11 protein-coding genes are annotated in these 16,523 nt (G+C 37.2%); 10 read left to right on the top strand and 1 reads right to left on the bottom strand.

The annotated features are described in order from the left end of the window. Nucleotides 1-2: 2 nt before the first annotated feature. From ACFSTH_RS07885 to ACFSTH_RS07900, 4 genes are all read left to right on the top strand, one after another. Nucleotides 3-314 (top strand): DUF1292 domain-containing protein, encoded by a 312-nt coding sequence (locus tag ACFSTH_RS07885; RefSeq protein ID WP_377772572.1) that lies wholly within the window; start codon nt 3-5, stop codon nt 312-314. 98 nt (nt 315-412) lie between these two features. Continuing rightward, a complete protein-coding gene (gene mltG / locus ACFSTH_RS07890) occupies nt 413-1,522 on the top strand; it encodes an endolytic transglycosylase MltG (RefSeq protein ID WP_377772570.1) in 1,110 nt (369 codons plus the stop codon). Nucleotides 1,523-1,760: 238 nt separating this feature from the next. Beyond that, nucleotides 1,761-3,893, top strand: a complete 2,133-nt coding sequence (locus ACFSTH_RS07895) for a methyl-accepting chemotaxis protein (protein ID WP_377772568.1) — start codon at nt 1,761-1,763, stop codon at nt 3,891-3,893. A 203-nt stretch (nt 3,894-4,096) separates the two neighbouring features. Next, nucleotides 4,097-5,959 carry a peptidoglycan D,D-transpeptidase FtsI family protein gene (locus ACFSTH_RS07900; protein ID WP_377772566.1) on the top strand — a complete coding sequence of 621 codons (1,863 nt, stop codon included), beginning with the start codon at nt 4,097-4,099 and terminating at the stop codon, nt 5,957-5,959. A gap of 18 nt (nt 5,960-5,977) precedes the next feature. Here the strand turns inward: ACFSTH_RS07900 and ACFSTH_RS07905 are convergent, their stop codons facing one another. Beyond that, the gene (locus tag ACFSTH_RS07905) at nt 5,978-7,123 is read right to left on the bottom strand and encodes an AI-2E family transporter (protein WP_377772564.1); all 1,146 of its coding nucleotides are present in this window, start codon (nt 7,121-7,123) and stop codon (nt 5,978-5,980) included. A 238-nt stretch (nt 7,124-7,361) separates the two neighbouring features. Here ACFSTH_RS07905 and ACFSTH_RS07910 point away from each other — a divergent pair, with 238 nt between their 5' ends. The 6 genes from ACFSTH_RS07910 (at nt 7,362) to ACFSTH_RS07935 (ending at nt 16,521) form a co-directional block, all read left to right on the top strand. After that, complete coding sequence (locus tag ACFSTH_RS07910) at nt 7,362-8,771, top strand: polysaccharide deacetylase family protein (protein WP_377772562.1); 1,410 nt, start codon at nt 7,362-7,364, stop codon at nt 8,769-8,771. A 280-nt stretch (nt 8,772-9,051) separates the two neighbouring features. Beyond that, complete coding sequence (locus ACFSTH_RS07915) at nt 9,052-10,398, top strand: ABC transporter substrate-binding protein (RefSeq protein WP_377772560.1); 1,347 nt, start codon at nt 9,052-9,054, stop codon at nt 10,396-10,398. Nucleotides 10,399-10,595: 197 nt separating this feature from the next. Next, nucleotides 10,596-12,215: an arylsulfatase gene (locus tag ACFSTH_RS07920; RefSeq protein ID WP_377772557.1), complete on the top strand. Its 1,620-nt coding sequence runs from the start codon at nt 10,596-10,598 to the stop codon at nt 12,213-12,215. A 128-nt stretch (nt 12,216-12,343) separates the two neighbouring features. Further along, complete coding sequence (locus ACFSTH_RS07925) at nt 12,344-13,693, top strand: ABC transporter substrate-binding protein (RefSeq protein ID WP_377772555.1); 1,350 nt, start codon at nt 12,344-12,346, stop codon at nt 13,691-13,693. Nucleotides 13,694-13,796: 103 nt separating this feature from the next. Further along, on the top strand, nt 13,797-15,629 hold the full coding sequence (locus tag ACFSTH_RS07930) for a hypothetical protein (RefSeq protein ID WP_377772553.1): 1,833 nt from the start codon (nt 13,797-13,799) through the stop codon (nt 15,627-15,629). Further along, a complete protein-coding gene (locus ACFSTH_RS07935; RefSeq protein ID WP_377772551.1) occupies nt 15,616-16,521 on the top strand; it encodes a carbohydrate ABC transporter permease in 906 nt (301 codons plus the stop codon). The genes ACFSTH_RS07930 and ACFSTH_RS07935 overlap by 14 nt, the downstream gene beginning before the upstream one ends. The last annotated feature ends 2 nt before the right edge of the window (nt 16,522-16,523 follow it).

Raw genomic sequence — 16,523 nt, forward strand, 5'->3', positions numbered from 1 at the left:
TTATGTCAGATCACAATGAGCCAGTTGAATTACTACACCGTATTATTGATGAGTATGGTTCGTCCATTGAATTGACTGGTGAGCAAGGAGAATTGTTGCAATATACTGTTGTGCAAGAATTCAAACAAAAGGGACAGAGTTATGTTGCATTACAAACAAAAGAAATGAAAAAGCAACATGAAGTAGATTTTTTTAAGGTGATCGAGCATCAAGGGGAGTTAGAAATTGTAACAATTGATGACGATGACGAGTGGGAATTTGTATCGGAAACTTATGATGATATAATTTTTACTCAAATGAAATTTCCTGATTAGCTAACTTATGCGGAAACAGCTTTGCCGTTTTGCTTGGCTTAAGCTGTTTTCTTTTGCTTTGATTCATTTCAATTTTCAGTAAAAGAAGGTGTGCATGTTTGGAAAAGGAACAAAAGAACAAGCGCATTCGTAAGCGGAAACCAGGACCTCGTATTTGGTTAATTAATTTATCCGTGTCGCTTACATTGCTTGCTCTCATGGTATTAACTGCCGCCGGAGGTGCCTTTTATCTATGGAATAGTTTACAGCCAACGAAAAAAGGTGAGCCGGTTGAATTCGAAGTTACAAAGGGAATGTCGGCCAACAAAGTATCAGACGAGCTGGAAAGTAAAGGTCTCATAAAAAATGCAACGATATTCAGCTATTATTTACAGTTTAAAAAAGAAGGATCACGTTTTCAAGCCGGGCATTATTCACTAACGCCTGGTATGGACAAGTCTGACATTATTGCGAAACTAAATGCAGGAGATACATTAAAGCCCAAAACAATTCGGTTTACAATACCAGAAGGTTTCACCGTTGCACAAATTGCTAACAAGCTAGCTGATGAGCAGTTGATTAATAAAGAGACATTTTTACAACTGACGAATACAAATCGTAGTTGGGGAGATGTGGAAGCGGTACAGAACTTGCCTGAAAATGCTAATTTGAAAAATCGTTTGGAAGGTTACTTATTTCCAGATACATATGAAATGAAGATCGGTAGTAATGAAGAAGATATTATTGCTCGATTGTTGTTAGAAATGGATCGTAAACTGAGTACACTACCTGATGGTTGGCAAGATGCATTAGACGATTTGGGATTAAACTTTCATGAAATGTTAATAGTAGCATCCTTGGTAGAGCGTGAAGTTGTTGCTGATGAAGAAAGACCGATAGTAGCGGGGGTTATTTTGAATCGATTGGCGAAGCCGATGCGTCTTGAAATTGATGCAACGATTCAATACGTTCTCGATGAACAAAAAGAACGGTTGTTGCTATCTGATTTAGAGATAGAAAGCCCCTATAATACTTATCGCAATGATGGGCTACCACCTGGACCGATTGCATCTCCAAGTTTGGCTTCTATTGAAGCAGTTTTATATCCAGAAAAAACAGACTACTTGTTTTACGTGACGAAGAAAGATGGCACACAAACCCATTATTTTGCTAAAACGTTTGAAGAGCATAAGAAAAACATAGCTAAAAGTAATGAATCGAATCAATAGAACTATTAAAATCTAGTATGTATAAAATGCATACTAGTTTTTTTTGGATTAATTGTATAAAATAACGATTTTATTTACTGGATTTATTTATTAAATTAATTTACTATGACTAAAGTATTAGTTTTTTTGAATTAGTATTACAAAAAGGGACTTTTTTCCGATATACTATATAGGAACAGAATTCTACAGTGAATACGGGATCATACACGGAAAAAATGGCAGAGGGCGGTGGCATTTGATGGTTGATAATAACAAAAAAAGTAAACGAGAGCAATCATCTAAGGTAAAAGTACAAAAAGTAGCACAACAATCGAGAAATATTCTGTTGCAGTTCAAAAATTCAGTCGGAATAAAATTATTTGGAATTATTTTCGTTAGTATTTTATTATGTGTACTTGTTATAGGTATAACAGCCTATTCGCAAGCGAAGAACTTAATTGAGCGTAATGTATCTGATGCCAGTTTACAAACAATAAAGCAGCTTAGTGATAATATGGATATCGCGTTCAAAAATTTTGAAGATTTATCATTACAAATATTAATGGACAAAGAGCTTTCTTCTGCAATGGATACATTATTTCGTGAAACAGACGACTATACTAAATTTCAAGCAACCCGTTTGTTAGGCGATAAGTTGAATGATTATACATTGAGTAACGGAACGATATCTTCGGCTGCGCTAATACCACTAAAAGGTGGACCTATTGCAACTTCTGGGTCAAGTAGTTTGGCTAATGCTTCAAAAATATTAGAGTTGCCTTGGTTTAAGGAAGCGGTTGAACGACAAGGTAGATCTTATTGGGTTGAACCACAATCAACAGGTATATTAAATGCAGATAATGGTCAATCGATAGCTTTGGCTCGAGTAATTAAAGGAGTGTCTGGGACAGGGGCTAATCCCCATATGCTTATACTGGAAATTCCTATTGAACGTATAACGGAACGATATAGCGATGTTAATTTAGGAGAAAACAGTATCATATCTGTCGTTAATTCTACCGGGCAATATGTTGCTCATGAAGATAAAACGGTGCTTGGTCAAGAAGCAAGTGTAGAATCTGATTTGTTTGCTGAAGAAGAATTAGTCAGAAGTGAAACACTGAAAAATCGAGACGGGCAAAGTGTACTTACTATATTCAAATCGTTTGATACTATACCTCATTGGAAGCTATTCGCAACGATTCCTGTAAGTGTGCTGGTGGAAGATGCGAAAGTAATTGCAACTGCTACTTGGATAACAGCGATATTTGCTGCGATATTAGCTGTTTTGATCGGATATGTTGTCATTCGTACGATAGCAAGACCACTTGTTCAATTATGTGAGTTGATGCTCAAAGGATCGAAAGGTGACTTGACAGTCAGAGCAACTGATACGAAGCGTCAAGATGAAATCGGTCAATTAGGAAATAGCTTTAACGTGATGATGACACAAATCAGTTCTCTCGCGATTCAAACGACTAGATCGGCAGCAGATGTGTTACATACTGCTTCTGAATTATCCGATTCTTCTCGAAAAACGGCAATAGCCGCACAAGAAATTGCTGCTGCTACAGAACAGATCGCTAATGGTGCGACTAGTTTAGCTACAGAAGCCGAGCAAGGCAGTGATATGACTAGTACGATGAACGAACAGATGCAATCTGTATTGGATGCGAATAGAGTGATGGTACAGTCCGCTGTTCAAGTAGAGCAAGCAAGTGAGCAAGGTACGAGTTATATGGGCATGGTAATGGAGAAAACAGGTAAGACAGAAGAGATGACTAGATCGATGGTCGAAAAAGTGAAGGCGTTACAAGAAAGCACTGGTTCCATCGTAAAAATTCTAGATGTGTTGACCAGCATTATGCAACAAACGAATATATTATCTTTAAACGCAGCTATTGAAGCGACAAGAGCGGGTGCGGCTGGACGTGGATTTATGGTTGTTGCAGATGAAATACGTCAATTAGCAGATCAATCCCGACAATCAATTGGTGTAGTTGCTCAAATAACAGAAACGATTCAACAAGAAATAGATGAAACAGTTAACGTATTGTCCGATGCTTATCCGTTATTTCAAGAGCAAATTTCATCAGTTAAAGAAGCGAATCAGATTTTCTTGTCTGTGCAAGGGCAGATGGGGCAATTTGTGGAGCGATTGGAAACAGCGACTGGTTCTATCGGGGAATTAGATAAAGCACAGCGTGTATTAAGCGACGCTATGACTAACGTAAGTGCAGTAGCGCAGCAGTCTTCCGCAACTGCGGAAGAAGTTGCTTCGTTAAGCCATGAGCAGCTAGGCATTAGTGAAAATTTAGTTCAACTGTCTACGAAGCTCGATGCCGTTTCACATGGATTGAAGGATGTATTACAGCAATTTAAAATTGAATAATTGTAGATAAACGGTCCATATCATTTGGAAAAAGATACTGGTGAACCTCATTTGGGTTCGCTAGTATCTTTTTGTTTTTTTTTACAATAGAAAGGAAGCTAGAATAAGTAACATCGTTGTACTATGCGCATCTCGATTAGGCAATACTATATAGAGATGATAGATGAGCCTAAGAAGAAATGAGCGAGAAAGGAATATAAACGATGATTAAGCGATTGAAGCAATTAACAGTTATAATAACTATTATTCTTTGTATATATATGATTAGATTAGCCTATTACCAGCTTGTTCCTAGCAGTTGGACTACGATTGGTCACTCGAAACAAGTGCCACAGCAATTAGCTCAATGGAAGAAAGTTGCTACTATTCAACGACAACAAGCGATTGTGCTAGATAGTGGACGTGGCAATTTTTATGATCGATTTGGTCAATCTATTACAGGGGAACAGTATTATACAGTTGCTTTTTTTCCGGCAATCATTAGTCGATGGCTAGATAGTAGTAAGGAACAAAGTATTGAACAAGTACAGCTACAATTAGCGCAGCTTGCGAATATTTTACAGACAAATCAAAAGGAGCTTACGAAATATATATTGAGTTTGCAATCGCCTTCCTTTTGGATGAGAGAAACTGACTCGTATCGAAAAGTACCAGCGGCACTGACTAATGAGCAAATAGCGGAAATTACTGCGCTACAGCTAGATGGTGTACGTATTTTACCGTATGAAAATCGTTATATTACAGCGTTCAAACATAAGCATATGATCGGTTTTGTTAGCGAACATCCCGAGTGGATCATAACTAATGATGCTTCGGCATTAATAAAGGGAAAACGAAAACTAACAGATTCCATTGGTGGTAGTGGCTTGGAGCAAACGCTGGAACCACTTATTCATAGCATTGGAGCAACGACAGCATCTTACTTTATGGATGGTAAAAAAATGCCGCTAGCTGGATTAGATGTACGTATTCGTCAACCACAAAATCGTTACTATCCGTTACAGGTGATGACGACGCTGGATCTTACTTTGCAAAATAAGTTGGAGCGCTATGCAGATCAAGTATCGTTGGGAGAAGGAGCAATTGTTGTTTTGGATATAAAAAATGCAGATATAATTGCGATGGTATCCAAGCCAGATTTACCTCCTGTTTTTCAAACGAGTGATGGTTCAGAATGGATTAATCATGCGTTAACAGCTATTGCCCCAGGATCAATTTACAAATTGGTAACAGCTGCTGCTGCACTTGAAGCTGGAGTTGTTCATGACGAAGAACGTTTTATTTGTAATGGTTCTTATGGTAAATATAAATTGACTTGTTGGAAAAAAGATGGACATGGTGCGTTAACTTGGCGTGAAGGAATGGCGCATTCCTGCAATATTGTCTTTGCTAATCTTGCTGAACGAGTGGGAAGTGCGCGATTACAGTTAACAGCAGAAGCACTTGGAATGACTGGTAAAGTGGGATGGATCAAGCAACAAAGTAGTACGAAAAAGAAAACTGGGAAATTACCGCAAGCTTTACGATTGTTACAAGAAGAAGAGTATGGACGTATCTATTTGACAGATGACGAGCAAGTTGACGGGGGAATGTTAGTACAGTCTAGCATTGGGCAGCGAGATGTGGCGATTACACCTTTACAGGCAGCTAATTTAGTCGTTACATTACTACATCAAGGACAAGTGTTGCAGCCGCGTAGTGTGCGAGAAATCCGTTACGCTGATGGACAGTTGATGGAAAGGATACAAGAACAAAGTACTCACCGAGCACGGATTAAGCCTAGCACAGCGTATGCGCTATTGGAATCTATGCAGTCTGTTATGCAGATCGGAACGGGAAAATCAATAGCTGGCGGAAAGTGGAAGCTAGCTGGCAAGTCTGGTACAGCGGAGCTCGAAAAGAACGGACAAAAAACGAAAGTGCATCAATGGTTTATTGGGTATGGTCCAATAGAACAGCCACGCTACGCTGTTGCCGTTGTTTCCAAAAACAGATCGGCAGCAAGCAATAACCAAGCGATGCAAATATTTCGCCAAGTTTTTGAGCTTGCTGCCGAAATGGAATAACGAGCATAATGTCGTTTGTTAATTTTCTTTTGAATCTTTACTTGTTGGATCAATAGTTGGGCTGACTGGAATATCATCAAACTCATCAAGAGGAGCTCGAATCCAAGTATGTAGATATCCTTGGTCATATAGTGATTTTAATAAAATAACTAATATTGGAGATATGATCACACCAGCAAAACCGAATAAAGATAAGGAAATGATCATAAAAGAAAACATAGTAAACGCTGAAACACCTAAGGAATTACCTGTAATTTTAGGTTCTAATATTTGTCTAGTTAACACAACAACTAACCACAGCGCCGTTAACCAAAGAGCAAGACTTGTCTGTCCAACGATAAATAAATAGGTAATCCAAGGGATGAACAGAGTACTAACTCCTAGAAGTGGTAAAATATCGAAAAAGGCTGCTACTAACGAAAAGGTGAAAGCACCTTTCACATTTAATATTAATAAGGCAATGAAAATAACGATAAATGTAACTGAAATAAGTTTTGCTTGTGCTTTGATGTAAGTAGCAATACCTTTAAATACATTTTCACGTAAAAATTGAAAAGCAATTTTAAACGTACGCGGTGTTTTTTCAGAAGTGATTTTTTTCCAAGATTTAATTTCAATACTAAGAAAATAAGCAAGAACAACACCGATTGCTAAATTGAAAACAAAGTTAGTGACAGTTGAAAAATAACCTACCAATGATTCTAATCCTAATCGAATCCATTCACCAATTTTACCAGAGATACTTTGTAAAAATTCTTTGGAGCTTTCCACCAAATTAATGTCGCTAGGTAATTTACCAATCTGATGTTGCAGTTCGTTTGCAATAACAGATATTTGTTGCGTCAATATTTTTTGGTACATAGGAAATTTATTAATCAGATCTGTTCCTTGTTTCGTAATAAGAAAGGCTGCTCCCGAAAATAATGCTAAAATAACTAATGTTAACAATACAATAGAAATACCTGACGCAATTGATTTTTTTACTCCCCACTTATTTAATCGTTTGGCGAGCGGCTCGATAAAAACAAAGATAACTAATGCAAATATGATTGGTGCGGCAATCCGATAAATATGACTGAAAGTAAACATGATTAAGTAGACAGTTAGTACAATCAATCCGATATCAAATGCAGTTCGCCAGTACTTTTTGTAGAACGGTAGCACCCTTTTACCCTCTCCTTTTAAATAATATAGTGACTAATACGTAAGAAACAGACAATCGTTACAATTAGTATTATAATAGAATTGAACTCTACTATCTATTCCTTTGTGAATTATGCTACAATTGACTCTAACGCTATAAAATAAAGATGAAATTGTAACATGTAATGAATGAATCTACTGTCAGTAGAATAAGGTCTATAGGTCGAACTATTTATTATAATTGGTGGGGAACGAAACTATGGAATTTTTAATACTTTGTTTTTTCTATGTCATGACCTTTTATGCTTTTCTACCGGGCTTAATTAGTCGTATATTCGGTTTTCGCGTTTTCAAAAAAGGAGAGACAAAAAAAGAAATTGCATTGACCTTTGATGATGGGCCAGACCCAGTTTATACGGAAAAACTATTAGATTTGTTAGCACGTTACAATGCTAAAGCTACTTTTTTCGTTGTTGGTGCGCATGCAAAACCATTTCCAGAATTATTGCAACGGATGCACCGGGAAGGACATACGATTGGTGTTCATAACTTTGAACATAAATCGAATTGGTTTATGCGTCCCAAAACGGTGAAACGGCATATTGATCAAACGAACGATATCATTGAAGCAGCAACTGGTCATAGATCTAATTATTATCGTCCACCCTGGGGAATTGTAAACCTATTTGACTACTCTAACCTAGGTCATATGCAAATTATACTATGGTCTGCTATGTTTAGCGATTGGCGCACTCGTGTTGGTGCTAAGCGGTTAGAAAAAAGAATGTTGAAGAAGTTACGTCCAGGCGAAGTATTATTACTTCACGATTGTGGAAGGACGATGGGGGCGGATGTGGATGCACCCGCTAATATGTTACTTGCTCTAGAGGCTTACTTGGAAGCAGGACAACAACAACAGTTTACATTTGTAGAGATTGGACAGTTAATAAAACTAACCGATCAAAAACGTGTAAATCAATTGTCTCCATTAAAAAAGACAATGATTGCATCATGGTTAGCATATGAGAAAATGTTTCACAAAGTATTTCGACTCAAGCAAGTCGGTACATCGCAGCAGCCGGTGATGCATTATCGCGTCATTACTTATAAAGGCGAACAAGTAGAATTACAAGAAGGAACGAATCTGAAAAAAGGCGACGATGTGATAGAATTGCATTTTGACAATAAATTACTATCCGGAATTGCTTTAAGATCAAAAACTCCAATTGCAGCTGCATTACGATTATTGCGTGAGGTAGAAGGTGCCTTACCACAATTAGCTGACCAAGTAAAAGTTGATACTACTGCTAGCCGAGCGAAAGCGGTTTATGGCGTAACAATGATTCATAAAGGTGCCGATCGATTAGGATTTATGATTAAACCCTTATCACAAAACTTATTTTCTTATATATCAAAAGTATATTTACATGTGTTAATGCGTGTATTAACGAAGCCTAAAAGTAGACGAGAAAAATCAAGTCGACATCATAAAATGAAGTTATCACCACAAATGTTATTAATGTCTATGCAGAAGCTTAATAGTTACACCTCTGCTGCTATACAGCATGTGCAAGAGGAAGCAGAAAGGATTAATCATGTGGTTGAAAGAAATCTGCATGAAGCACAGGATGCATCCGTTCCAGCTGATACGAAAACACCTGCAATTTAAAAAAGTAATTTATACTGATATGAAAAGCTTGGGGCTAATAATTCCCAGGCTTTTTTCGTCCAAATATATTCACAATTAACAAAAAAATAGGTAAAAAAAGTATTTAAAAGTATGAAAAAGTATTAAATAGGTAATGCAAGCGTTTTAAATGTGTCAAAAAAATCTCAATAAAGTAAAAATAGTACACTATCAGTGGGGAAATGTAACATGGTAATCTACAGATGGGTCGTATAAAGTTCATTACGATTACTAAAAAATAGTAACTAGGGGGTAGTGTAAGATGTACAGTATGAAAAGAAAATATAGTTTATTAGCTATATTATTAGTAGTGATAATGTTAGTTACTGCATGTTCAAAAACAGCTACAACACCGAATGGAAATAATACAGGGAAAGAAAATAAAGAGTCAGAAGTAGTAACGATAAAGTTTATGCATTGGTATAATCAAAAAACTGGTAACTGGGCGGAACTAATTGAAGAATTTGAAAAAGAACATCCTGGTATTAAAGTAGAGTCAATGCCGCTTGTTGATAATGTAAGCGCTGTCGAGTATTTAAAAAAACTTGATTTAATGACAGCTGCTGGAGATGATATGGACGTTGTTGCATTTCATACTTATGGAGAATTTGCGAAACGTGTAGAGATTGGAATGTTGGAGCCGATAGATAATTTATTATCAGAAAATAACGTGAACGTTTCAGAAGAATACAGTAACGACATTAAAATAAATGATAAGTATTTTGGATTACCTGCTAAAAACGTAATTCCTATGATACTACTTAATAAAGAACATTTAGATGCAGCTAATTTACCAGTTCCTACGGATTGGACATGGGAGGAATTTGCAGAATATGCTAAAAAATTAACGGAAGGGGAAGGAGCAAATAAACGCTATGGTACTTATTTACGTGACGGATATGCCCATTATGCAGTAATGGAAACTGGAATGCCTGATAAAAATTATATTGTGAATGATGATCATACTTATTACTCCGATAGTCCAGTATATAAGAACTCATTGGAGTTACGAAACAAAATAGAAAATATTGATAAATCGGGAGTACCATTGTCTGAGGCTATTTCACAGAAATTAGATTATCGTCAGCAATTTTTTAATGGAAAGGTAAGTATGATGGTTGCTGGTAGTTGGCTAATATCAGAGTGGGGTGAATTCGTACCTGACTTTACAATTGCTTGGGCACCGTATCCTCGAAACTCAGCTGAGCAAAAAGAAGTTTATATTAAGCCGCAAGGAGATGTTATGAGTATATCGAAAAAATCAAAAAATAAAGAAGCATCGTTTAAATTTATTCGATGGTTTACAACGAAAGGGATAGACATACTAGGTTCTAATTTATCAAGTTGGAAAGAATCGGATGTTACTAGTGCGGTTGACAAAGTTATTGCTAGTACTAAAAGACCGGAAGCTATCGATAAAGCATCGCTCATTCATTCCATAGAAAAGTCAATATCGGCCAAGACGATTATCCCTCCTGTATATATTACTGAAGCAGAAAAAGTATACGTAAATGAAGCGCAGTTATATTTATTAGGTACACAAGATATCGATACGACGATGACTAACATTAAACAAAAAGTAGAGAAAGTGATTAATACAAATAAATAGCATGTCATATTGCAATAAGGTTAATAATGAAACTTAGAGGCGTTTATCGATCTAAGTTTTTTGTTTCTTAGGTAAGTCTAAAGTCAAAATAATCTCAAAAAAGTAGAGTTTGTAGTCTATAAGATAAAAACTTTCTCGTGGTAGACTAAATTTAGTTAAGTGAAATAGTAGAAAATATATTACTAAAAGGACGTGACATGATGAGTGATAAAACTGCTGAATCTACAAAAAAACCTAATATAATAGTTATTTTGAATGATGATATGGGCTATTCAGATATTGGCTGTTATGGAGGAGAAATAGATACACCGAACTTAGATAGATTAGCTAATGGTGGATTACGGTTTACACATTTTTATAATACGGCCCGCTGTAGTCCCTCCAGAGCATCGTTGCTAACTGGACTACATCCTCATCAAACAGGAATAGGTGTGTTGGTCGATGATGATGGACCAGAAGGCTATCGTGGCAATTTGAACAAAAATTGTGTAACGATTGCGGAAGTATTGCGTGACTTCGATTACCGGACATATATGACTGGTAAATGGCATGTTGCAAATAATATTACCGATGTGAATGATTCATGGCCATTGCAACGCGGATTTGATCGTTACTATGGTATATTAGCAGGTTCTTGTAATTATTTTTACCCATGGACACTAACTCGAGATAATGACAATGTGGAAGCGGAAGCATTAGGTGGAGAATTTTATTTTACAGATGCTATTAGTGATAATGCTTCACAATTTATTAAAGATCATGTTGCAAAGCATGGAGATCAGCCATTTTTTCAATATGTAGCTTATACAGCACCTCATTGGCCGTTGCATGCGAAAGAAGAAGATATTGCGAAATATAAAGGAAAATTCGACGCTGGATGGGAAAAGTTGCGCCATGAAAAAATAAAAAGAATGAAAGATATGGGAATTATAAAAGAAGATTGGGAATTGTCTACTCGCGATGTTACGTACCATGCAGAAGAGTTGACGTGGGATGAAGTGAAGCATAAAGAATGGGAATTAAGAAGAATGGAAGTATATGCAGCTCAAATCGATCGAATGGATCAGGGGATTGGTCGCATAGTACAAACGCTAGAAGAGACTGGGCAACTAGAAAATACACTTATTGTGTTTCTAGCGGATAACGGGGGATGTGCTGAAGGGTTAGAACCGCTGCCATCTGATAATATACCTAAAAACTGGGGGAGAACAAGTGATGGATCTCCAGTAGCTTTCGGCAATCGTTCTGATGTAATGCCTGGTGCAGAAACGACGTTTCAAAGTTACGGTGCTTCATGGGCCAATTTGTCTAACACTCCATTTCGATTATACAAGTGTTGGGTACATGAAGGTGGTATAGCAACACCATTTATTGTTCATTGGCCAGAGGAAATTATAGCGGCTGGACAGTTACGTCATACGGCATGTCAGCTAACCGATATTATGGCTACGATATTAGATATTACGGGTGCACCGTATCCAAATCAATATAATGACCATCCTATTTTGCCACCTGAAGGCACGAGTATGCGCTCATTATTTAGTAGTGATGATCATGCACAGGACCGACTACTATTTTGGGAGCATGAAGGAAATGGCGCAGTTCGATCGGGTGATTGGAAGCTGGTAGGTAATTACCCTGGCGATTGGGAATTGTATAATATGGCAAAAGATCGTTCTGAAACTTGTAATTTGGCAGAAAACCATTCGGAAAAAGTCGCTTGGTTAAAGGCAGAATATGAAAAATGGTCGACCCGTTGTGACGTAAAGCCAAGGGAGAAAATTTTAGAATTGATGGAAAAAAGAAAAAAAGTGTAAATGTCAAAATAATCTCAACTAAGTAAAAGAAGTGCTCTATCTCGTGAGATTGCTCACATGGTATTCTACAATTAAGTCATAAGAAATTAGTAACAACTACAAACAAGAGAAACTGGGAGGTCACTACAATGAACAAAAGAAAGAAATTACTAAGCATGCTGACATTGTTAATAGCAACGACGATGCTAGTAGCAGCATGTTCGAAAACACCAGCAGAGCCGGAGAAAAATGGTGGTGAAAACGGGGGAGCAAGTAAAGAGGAAGTAGTTACAGTTAAGTTTTTACACTGGTATGATGAATCAACTGGACAATGGGACGAAATGATCAAGCAATTTGAAGCAGAACATAAAAATATCAAAATAGAATCTATGCCATTAGTAGATAACGTGAACGCAGTTGAATATTTGAAAAAACTTGATTTGATGACAGCTGCTGGTGATGAGATGGACGTTGTTGCTTTTCACACTATTGGAGAATATGCAAAACGTGTTGAAATTGGCATGATGGAACCAATCGATGAATTTTTAACAAAAGATGGTGTCAATGTAACGGAGGAATATACGACAGATCCGAAAATTGACGGCAAATATTATGGCTTACCTGCAAAAAATGTTGTACCAATGATCTTGCTTAATAAAGAGCAATTGGATGCCGCTAATTTACCAGTTCCTACAGATTGGACTTGGGATGAATTTGCTGAATATGCAAAGAAATTAACGGAAGGTGAAGGAGCAAGCAAACGTTATGGTACTTACTTCCGTGATGGATATGCTCACTATGCTATACAGGAAAGCGGATTGTCTGATAAAAACTTCATTGTAAATGATGATCATGTATATAACGGTGATAATCCTATTTATCGTAATTCATTAGTACTACGTAACCAAATGGAAAACATCGATAAAACAGCAGTACCTTTATCAGATGCTATTTCTCAAAAACTAGATTACCGTCAACAATTTTTTACTGGAAAAGTAAGTATGATGTTAGCAGGTAGCTGGTTGATTTCGGAGTGGGGTAACTTTACACCAGACTTTACTATTGCATGGGCACCACTACCAAGAAACACTGCTGATGCTACAGAATTATTTATTAAGCCACAAGGTGATGTAGTTGGTATTACTAAAAAATCTGCTAACAAAGAAGCAGCCTATACGTTTATTCGTTGGTATACAACGAAAGGTATTGAAATTCAAGCAGCAGCTTTACCAAGCTGGAAAGAAGCACCGTTAGCTACTGTAGTGGATAACATTGTGGCCAGCACGAAAAAGCCAGAAGCAATCGACAAAGTTTCATTGGTTAACGCGCTTCAAAAAGCAACACCTGCTAAAACAATAGTACCTCCTGTTTACCTTGCTGAAGCAGAAAAAGTGTTTGTTGATGAATCACAACTTTATTTGCTAGGTACACAAGATATTGATACAACGATGAAAAACATGAAAACTAAAGTTGAAAAAGTAATTACAACTAATAAATAAGAGTGCAGTTAGATCATTCCTATAAATAGTATGTATCTTTCAAACGGAAGGGTAATAAGTAGCATACTCTTCCGTTTGAAATAAGGAAAGGAGGAGGATACTTATGGAATATATGAAGACGAAACAACTTGTGGAACAATTGTGCAATGCAATATTGAACCATCAGGTAACGGGCTTTTTACCAGAATGGGAAGGCGGAATTGCTTGTCCATCATGTAAGAATATACACGGTCGCAGTGGTGATGCGATATTCCCGTTGTACTATACCGCGATAGAAACAGGGCAAGTGCAATATAAAGAAGCTGCAAGAAAACTCGTTGCATATATGCAACGAAGACAGCTATACGATGGTTCCTGGCTAAACGATGAACCGTCGGATTGGAAAGGTACGACCGTTTTTCAAGTGTTATCATTGAGCCATGCATATGATTATTTAAGTCGTGCTGGTGAACAACAAGAAGCAGAAAATTTGCTTCCTCTCATACAGAAAGCAGCGGGATGGCTTGTCTGGGCGTTTTGTCAGGGAGGCATTCCTAAAAACAATATAAATTATTTGGTTTCAGCGGCAGCTGCATTGCAATGGTGTGCAAAAATATTGGACGATAGCTGCTATGCAACTGATGCGGAAGAGTTAATGAGGCAGTCTTTAGTTCAAGTCAATCGTGACGGCTTTTTAGTAGGCGAATCTAAGTATCCCCATCTAGCAGGTGATCAGATTGATATTGGTTACAATATTGATATGTCCATCGGTGTCATGGCAGAATATGCGATGTTAACGAATGATGAGGCGGTACGAGAGCAAGCGGTTCGAGCATTGCAAGCCCATATGGAAATGATGTATCCAGATGGTTCTATCGATAACTCATTTGGTAGTCGGAGCTATAAGTGGACGATGTATGGAAGTAAAACAGCACATGGTTGCCAGATGGCATATATGATTTTGGCTGATGAAAATCCAGCATTTATCGAAGCAGCGAGTCGTAACCTTACCTTTTTAACTAGTTGTATAACATCGAATGGCATGGTTGGTTATGGGCCTGCCCATGAACAGCTGAAGCTGGACACTTGTATTCATAGTACACTAAATCGAGCGGATAGTTTAGCGGTTGCATTAGTTTATGGGAAATGGGATGTAAAAACGGCTAACAAAGCAACAATTCCAGCAGATATTAACTTCGGCTTTAAATATTACCGTTCATTAAATACAGCACAAATACGCAGTCAGTCATGGATGGGAACGATTAGTGGGTATGGTAGTTTAAATGCCGCTACAGGTGGTATGTTATCTTATTTGTGGCAAGAGCAGTATGGAGCTGTACAAGCAAGTTCTGCAACGGTATACAAACGTACGGAAATCGCGAATATGCCAGAATATCCAGGACGATATGTAGGACCGCTTACGCCAAGAATAGAAGCTATTATAGCTGGAAACCGAGTGAGTAGTTTATATGAACATCAGCCAGCGATTTTACAGGATGAAAAGACCAACACATTGGGTAAAGTTCGGGTAGAAGGGAAATTAAAATCAGTACCATTGGAAACGCAAGTAGAGAGTCAATTGTTCTACACCATCGATTATGAGTGGTCGGATAAACAAATTAAAAAAGTGTACTATATCGATGTACAAGTAGCATGTGAGGAACTCTATATTACGGAGCCGATTATTGTTACGGATGATGTAGAAGTGAAAGGGCTTACAACTGGTTTGCAACTAACAAAACAATCAATAAAACTTCATATTGAAGGTAGTGGGGAACATTTTGAGAAACAGCCGACTACAGCAGAGAAAGTTATAAGCTTATTTCCAGCGCTCGAGAGTGTACCGCTTAGATGGAAGTTATCTCATGTTGAGCGTGGAGTTTACACATTCACATTTACATTAACTGATGGAGTAATAGAACAGCGAGAAGAGGGTGAGACCGATGAAAACAGCTAGTTATAAAATAAGTAAGTCAGCTCGTAAAGAAACGATAGCTAGTTATCTATTTATTTCTCCGATGTTGATTGGTGTTGTAGTATTAGTTCTAATACCTGTTTTAGCAACAATCATATTAGGATTTACAAATTGGAATTTCGTAGCAGGATTTGAGCAAGCAAAGTTTATTGGGCTAGATAACTTCAAAGCATTGTTGGATGATGATATCTTTTTAGTATCGATGAAAAATAATGTATTATTATTATTTGTAGTTCCGATTGGGATGGCATTTGCATTACTATTGGCAGTTGTTATTAATAATTTTGTTTACTTGAAAGATTTGATGAAAGTAATTTATTTCATGCCTTATATATCAAGTACTGTAGCAGTAGCGGTTGTGTTCCAAGTATTGTTCCATCCTAGCTTTGGTCCAATCAATCAATTTTTAATGGCAATTGGAATAGATAATCCACCTAAATGGCTTTCTGATATTACCTTTGCACTTCCTTCTGTTATGTTCATTATGATTTGGATACAGATCGGTTTTCAGTTAATTATTTATATGGCTGGATTGCAAAATATTCCTCGAGATTTGTACGAAGCAGCTGATATTGATGGAGCAAACGGATGGCAAAAGTTCCGCAATATTACATTCCCGATGCTTACATCGACTAGTTTTTTCTTATTAATCGTTGGGGTTATCGGTACATTCAAGGTGTTTGACCTTATTGCAGTATTAACAGCTGGTGGTCCATCTAACTCGACCTCAGTTACGGTTTACTACTTATATGAAACAGCATTCCTTAATTTGAAGTCAGGCTACGCTTCGGCGATTGCATTAGTATTGCTGTTATTCGTTTTCATTATTACCCTCATCCAATGGATAGGGCAAAAAAAATGGGTGAATGAATAGGA

The sequence above is a fragment of the Paenibacillus yanchengensis genome, assembly GCF_042684845.1.
GTDB classification, from domain to species: domain Bacteria; phylum Bacillota; class Bacilli; order Paenibacillales; family Paenibacillaceae; genus Pristimantibacillus; species Pristimantibacillus yanchengensis.

Excerpts from the sequence above, each read along its gene's own strand:
- ACFSTH_RS07925 (WP_377772555.1), top strand. The coding sequence starts at position 12,344 with ATGAACAAAAGAAAGAAATTACTAAGCATGCTGACATTGTTAATAGCA.
- ACFSTH_RS07915 (WP_377772560.1), top strand. The coding sequence starts at position 9,052 with ATGTACAGTATGAAAAGAAAATATAGTTTATTAGCTATATTATTAGTA.
- ACFSTH_RS07930 (WP_377772553.1), top strand. The coding sequence starts at position 13,797 with ATGGAATATATGAAGACGAAACAACTTGTGGAACAATTGTGCAATGCA.
- ACFSTH_RS07885 (WP_377772572.1), top strand. The coding sequence starts at position 3 with ATGTCAGATCACAATGAGCCAGTTGAATTACTACACCGTATTATTGAT.
- ACFSTH_RS07935 (WP_377772551.1), top strand. The coding sequence starts at position 15,616 with ATGAAAACAGCTAGTTATAAAATAAGTAAGTCAGCTCGTAAAGAAACG.
- ACFSTH_RS07910 (WP_377772562.1), top strand. The coding sequence starts at position 7,362 with ATGGAATTTTTAATACTTTGTTTTTTCTATGTCATGACCTTTTATGCT.
- ACFSTH_RS07920 (WP_377772557.1), top strand. The coding sequence starts at position 10,596 with ATGATGAGTGATAAAACTGCTGAATCTACAAAAAAACCTAATATAATA.
- ACFSTH_RS07900 (WP_377772566.1), top strand. The coding sequence starts at position 4,097 with ATGATTAAGCGATTGAAGCAATTAACAGTTATAATAACTATTATTCTT.
- ACFSTH_RS07895 (WP_377772568.1), top strand. The coding sequence starts at position 1,761 with ATGGTTGATAATAACAAAAAAAGTAAACGAGAGCAATCATCTAAGGTA.